Origin of the sequence: Candidatus Planktophila sp. (genome assembly GCF_046070465.1) — a bacterium.
GTDB lineage: Bacteria > Actinomycetota > Actinomycetes > Nanopelagicales > Nanopelagicaceae > Planktophila.
Genome location: NZ_JBJTMK010000156.1, coordinates 1 through 4,088, shown reverse-complemented (window position 1 = coordinate 4,088; position 4,088 = coordinate 1). Strand labels below are relative to the sequence as shown.

Genomic DNA, 4,088 nt, shown 5'->3' with positions numbered 1-4,088 from the left:
CCGAGCTTGTTGGAGAAGTTCTTGAGGTAATGAAGAAACTTGCTGCTTCAGGCATGACTATGGTTGTCGTCACTCATGAAATTGGCTTTGCGCGCGAGGTCGGTGATTCACTCTTCTTTATAGATGAAGGATCTGTGGTTGAATCAGGTAAACCGAAGGAAGTCCTCACCAATCCACAGCATGAGCGCACTAGGTCATTCCTATCTAAAGTTCTGTAACACCGTTAGCCTTAGGTCATGGCAGATTATTCTCGTGTTGATATTAACGACCCTGCAATCATCAAGTTGATAGATGATTACTTTGATGTGATGCACTTTCAAAATATGGAGCTCTTCGACAAGGTCTTTCATAAGAATTGCGCGCTGTATTCAACACAGACCGGTGAACTCAACCTTCGCCCATATGACGTTTACCGCGAAGCTGTTGCTAATCGCCAATCCCCTGCCGAACTTGGAAATGCCCGCAATGACTACGTCTTGGACTTCGATCAGGTGTCAGGAACTCTGGCATGGGTAAAGCCACAACTCGAGATGTTCGGCGGCGTAATGCAGGATTACCTCAACATTGTTTATCTTGATGGACAGTGGTGGATCATGGCAAAGATGTGGGAGAAAGTCGGTGAATCCAATTAAGACTGGATACGTTTATCACGAGATATTTGGTTGGCATGACACTGGCTCTGGTGCTGGAATGTTTGCGAGCGATCCAGGTGCTGGTCTCCAACCCTACTTTAATTACGAAAATGCAGAAACAAAAAAACGTATCCACGAATTAATTGTTGTCTCTGGGCTTGTCGATCACCTCAATCGAATTCCAGCTCGACACGCAACCAACGATGAACTTCTTCTTGTGCATCCTCAGAGCTACCTCACCAATTTAAAGAATGTGAGCGAACAACCTAACGGTGGAGATGCTGGAGATGGAGAAACTCCCCTAGCTAAAGGTGGCTATGAGATCGGCACAATGGCAGTAGGTGCAGTAACCGCTCTTGCTCAATCCATCATGGCCGGCGAAGTTGATAACGGGTATGCGCTCGTTCGGCCACCTGGACATCACGCTGTTCGCTCAGGTGGAATGGGTTATTGCCTCTTCTCTAATCTCGGCATAGCTCTCTCTGTAATTAAGAAAGAGAATCCTGGAATACGTATTGCTGTCGTTGACTGGGATGTTCATCATGGCAACGGAACTCAAGATATCTTTTATACAGATCCTGATGTCCTCACAGTTTCCCTGCACCAAGAACGACTTTATCCACGAAATTCAGGCGAACGTAGCGAGCGAGGCGAAGGTGCTGGTCTTAATACCAACATAAATATTCCGCTTCCAGCTGGTACTGGTAACGGTGGATATATCTATGCATTTGAGAAGGTCGTTAAACCTGCCTTACTCAAATTCAAACCAGATCTCATAGCAGTTGCATCCGGATTTGATTCCTCTGTCTACGATCCTCTGGGGCGCATGATGGTCACAGCACAGGGCTATTCACGTCTGACAGATATTCTCATGGAGTGTGCAGCGGCAACCGCTCAGAATAGAATTCTGATTGCACATGAGGGTGGCTATAACGCTGTTTACTCACCATTTTGTGGGCTTTTTGTGTTGCAGCAACTTTCAGGGGTTGTAAAACTGCAAGACCCTTTTAGCCACACTAATAACTACCCAGGCCAGAACCTCTATCCCCATCAAAAGGCAGAAATTGATGCTGCAGCTCTCCTAGTCAAGGATCTTCCTTAGTGAATTAGGGGAAGCCCTAAAACCTATTGTCAGCACTAGCCGCCGAGAGGAGTATCTCTATCGATACTTCACGAAAGGCTAACCATGAAGATTGCATCAATTATTTCAGGTAAACATCCAGAGACAATTTCTGCATCTGCCACTGTCCACGACTTGGTAACTGCACTGAAAACGCATCAGATTGGCGCACTGGTCGTATCTCCCGATGGGATTCATATCCAGGGAATCGTCTCAGAGCGAGATGTACAGGTCTTCCAGTGTGTACCGGTCTGTGATCTGCGCGCTCGACTTCTTGATGCCGATGGCGGGGCCGAAGTCGATGGTCAGCTTGAAGGCGGGCTTGCGCGCTTCGGGAAAGGGTTCGGCGGTGAGTACAGTACCGACGCGAATATCGACTGCGAGGAATTGATCGAAAGTGATCTGCTCGGCGGCAGGGGCATCGGGGGAATGGGCAAGATGCATGGCGGTCTCGGCTCAGGGAAACAGGTCGATGGTCTCGAACTCGCCCAGCACCGCTTCGCGCAGCAGGGTGCGGTGGCAGCACCCCGGTTCGCGCTCATAGCACAGCAGTGCCGTGCGTTTTTCAGCGGCCAGTTCGGCAAGTTGCGCCCCGGCCATGATCGCCTCGGGCAGTTCGAGCTGGCCGGAGTAGATTCTCTCCAACGCAGCGTGCTTGCCCGCCCGCGCCGCGGCGCGACCCACAGCCGGGGTGCCGAGCGCGCGGAAGTGGACGTAACCGATGCCCACGCTTGCGAGGTTGGCGGCGAGCGCGGTCTTCGAAAATCCCGGACGGCGCGAAGCGGCGATCGCCCGGACATCGGCAACAACTTCGACCCCGGATGCGGTCAGCGAGGCCAGAAAGGCGTCGACCGTGGTCTGCTCATAGCCGATGGTCCAGATGGTACTCATTCGAGCTCGAGGATCACCGCATCGACCGCGAGGCTTTCGCCCTGCTTAGCGTTGATGCTCTTCACCGTAGCCGATTTCTCGGCGCGAAGGATATTTTCCATCTTCATTGCCTCGACCACTGCGAGCGGCTGGCCGGCCTCAACCTTGTCGCCGACTTCCACATTGAGTGCCACGAGCAGCCCGGGCATCGGGCAGATCAGGAAGCGCGACAGATCGGGCGGAATTTTCTCGATCATGTGCTGAGTGAGTGGCGCGATGGCTGCGGGCAGCACCTGGACCTGATGGATCGCCCCGCGAGTGGTCATCTTGAACCCGGTGCGGGTCGGGCTGAGCTTGATCCCGTAAGTCACATCGCCCACTTCGGCTTCGATCAGCCGGTCGCCGGGGGTGTATTCGAGCGCCAGGTCGACCGCCTCCCCATCGACGGTGATGTCCTCGTCGAGGCTGACCGCGAAGGTCTTGCCCGCGATCGTCACCGACCAGTCGTAAGGCGGCTCAAGCTCGCCGTTCAATTGCTGATCGACCTGCCGCGCCCGGTCGGCGCGGGCGGTGGCGACGAACCCGGCGACGGCCGCGAGGTGACCCAGAACCTCGTCCGAAGTCGCCGCGCCGTGGAAGCCATCGGGATATTCCTCGGCGATGAACCCGGTGGTCAGCTCGCCCGAGCGGAAGCGCGGGTGCTGCATGATCGCAGAGACGAAATCGATGTTGTGGCCCAGCCCTTCGATCTCGAACGCATCTAATGCGGCGATCTGCTTGTCCGCCGCCTCGTCGCGGGTTTCGCCCCAGGTTACCAGCTTGGCGATCATCGGGTCGTAGAACATCGACACTTCGCCGCCTTCGTAGACCCCGTCATCGACGCGGATGCCGTCGATCCCGCGGCGGCCATTGGCAGCGCCGTCGTCTTCCCAGCCCGGGACCGGCGGATCGTAGCGCACCAGCCGCCCGGTCGAGGGCAGGAACCCGCGATAAGGGTCTTCGGCATAGACCCGGTTCTCGATCGACCAGCCGTCGATGCCGATGTCGTCCTGCGTCATGGCGAGCTTCTCGCCGTAAGCAACGCGGATCATCTGCTCGACCAGGTCGATCCCGGTGATCGCCTCGGTGACTGGATGCTCGACCTGCAGGCGGGTGTTCATTTCAAGGAAGTAGAAGCTCTCCCCCGTGGGGTCCGCACCGCTGACGATCAGTTCGACCGTGCCCGCCGAATAATACCCCACCGCGCGGGCCAAAGCCACGCACTGCTCGCCCATCGCCTTGCGCATCTTCGGCGTGACGAACGGCGACGGCGCTTCCTCGACCACCTTCTGGTGGCGGCGCTGGATGCTGCATTCGCGCTCGTTCAAATAGAGGATGGTGCCGTGCTGGTCGCCGAGGATCTGGATCTCGATGTGGCGCGGATTGAGGATGAACTTCTCGATGAACACCCGGTCGTCGCCGAACGA

Annotated in this window: 4 protein-coding genes and 3 pseudogenes; 4 read left to right on the top strand and 3 right to left on the bottom strand. The window is 55.6% G+C overall.

Features of this window, described 5'->3' with window-relative positions:
• From ACKOVI_RS06795 to ACKOVI_RS06780, 4 genes and pseudogenes are all read left to right on the top strand, one after another.
• A pseudogene (locus tag ACKOVI_RS06795) lies at positions 1-218 on the top strand (ectoine/hydroxyectoine ABC transporter ATP-binding protein EhuA); the annotation flags it as partial.
• An 18-nt stretch (positions 219-236) separates the two neighbouring features.
• The gene (locus ACKOVI_RS06790) at positions 237-632 is read left to right on the top strand and encodes a nuclear transport factor 2 family protein (RefSeq protein ID WP_509603320.1); all 396 of its coding nucleotides are present in this window, start codon (positions 237-239) and stop codon (positions 630-632) included.
• Positions 619-1,734 (top strand): class II histone deacetylase, encoded by a 1,116-nt coding sequence (locus ACKOVI_RS06785; protein ID WP_509603319.1) that lies wholly within the window; start codon positions 619-621, stop codon positions 1,732-1,734. The genes ACKOVI_RS06790 and ACKOVI_RS06785 overlap by 14 nt, the downstream gene beginning before the upstream one ends.
• 84 nt (positions 1,735-1,818) lie before the next feature.
• A pseudogene (locus tag ACKOVI_RS06780) lies at positions 1,819-1,920 on the top strand (CBS domain-containing protein); the annotation flags it as partial.
• A gap of 60 nt (positions 1,921-1,980) precedes the next feature.
• On the opposite strand, the pseudogene ACKOVI_RS06775 reads toward ACKOVI_RS06780, so the two are convergent.
• The 3 genes and pseudogenes from ACKOVI_RS06775 to ACKOVI_RS06765 all read right to left on the bottom strand — a co-directional run.
• Positions 1,981-2,196, bottom strand: a pseudogene (locus tag ACKOVI_RS06775) (tRNA-binding protein); the annotation flags it as partial.
• Positions 2,197-2,208: 12 nt separating this feature from the next.
• The gene (locus ACKOVI_RS06770; RefSeq protein WP_509603318.1) at positions 2,209-2,643 is read right to left on the bottom strand and encodes a DUF488 domain-containing protein; all 435 of its coding nucleotides are present in this window, start codon (positions 2,641-2,643) and stop codon (positions 2,209-2,211) included.
• Positions 2,640-4,088 (bottom strand): ATP-binding protein (locus ACKOVI_RS06765; protein WP_509603317.1); only part of this gene is annotated, 1,449 nt, incomplete at its 5' end. The genes ACKOVI_RS06765 and ACKOVI_RS06770, both read right to left, overlap by 4 nt.